Origin of the sequence: Streptomyces sp. NPDC048411, assembly GCF_040704695.1 — a bacterium.
In the GTDB taxonomy this organism is placed as follows: Bacteria; Actinomycetota; Actinomycetes; order Streptomycetales; family Streptomycetaceae; genus Streptomyces.
In genome coordinates this window covers 1-1,018 of sequence record NZ_JBEZKL010000319.1, presented here as the reverse complement: position 1 = coordinate 1,018, position 1,018 = coordinate 1, and the positions used below count along the sequence as shown (strand labels likewise).

Here is a 1,018-nt window from a genome sequence, read left to right as displayed (position 1 = left end):
GCAGAACCCGCCGGGATGCCCCGGCGGGTTCTGCCGTCTATGCGTCCGTCGCGTCGGTCGCTTCAGTCACGTACGTTGCACCGTTGTGTCCGACGCCTCCGATGCCTCCGGAGTGTCCGGAGTGTCCGACCAGTCGATCAGGAAGTGCTTCAGCTGGTCGTCCGCCCTGACGAAGCGCATTCCTGCTGCCACCATGACGTGGTGGGACGCGATGTTGTCGAGGTCGGCATCGCCGTTCACGGCGGCGATGCCCTCGCCGCGGGCGAACTCCAGCAGCGCCCGCAGCGCCTCGGAGGCGTACCCCTTGCCGCGCGTCGCAGGGGTCAGGCCGTAGCCGATCGTCACCCGCCCCTCCGCGTTCGGAGCGCCGTGAAAGCCCACTCCGCCTATGGTGTGTCCGTCCTGGCGGAGGCGGATCTCGTAAGGGCCGAACGGCTGGGGGTTGCCGGCGTCGGCGCAGTGTTCCAAGAAACGCCCGGCCACGGCCGCGTCGCCGTCGGTGGGGTACTCCGGTGCCCATAGGGCACCCGGCCCCGGACGGCGGGCCACTATGTTCTCCGCCTCGGCGGGACTCAACGGGTGGAGTACGAGTCGAGGTGTCAGAAGATCTCCCATGACTCGTTGGACTATCACGGCGGCGAGCTTCGGCGCACCGGAGTTATCGGAGTATTTGCTGCCTGAAGGAGTGGGTACCAGGGCTGGGTACCGCTGATACGGGGAGTGGGCCGGTCCGATCCGCGCGGAGCGCAGGGCCCGTCTCGCCGACCTGCAGGCATACAGCGAACCCATTCATGAGCGGGGCATGGTCACCGTGTCGGTGCGCGTTTCTTGACGACGCCCACCGCGGGGTGACGTACCGCATCACGGGCCCCGGCCGACGCAGGCGGCACCTCCCGGGCCGACGCACGTGGACACGGTCCGGCCGCAGCCCGGTCGAGCCGATGTACATGCCAGGTCGCTTGCGGACCGCGTCCAGGCCCTCGAGGACGGTGATCGCGCTGGCGTCGTACGAGGCAGC

Annotated in this window: 1 protein-coding gene; it reads right to left on the bottom strand. The window is 69.1% G+C overall.

Annotated elements, in window-relative coordinates:
* Positions 1-66 precede the first annotated feature (66 nt).
* Positions 67-615, bottom strand: a complete 549-nt coding sequence (locus AB0915_RS39285) for a GNAT family N-acetyltransferase (protein WP_366696215.1) — start codon at positions 613-615, stop codon at positions 67-69.
* Positions 616-1,018: the final 403 nt, after the last annotated feature.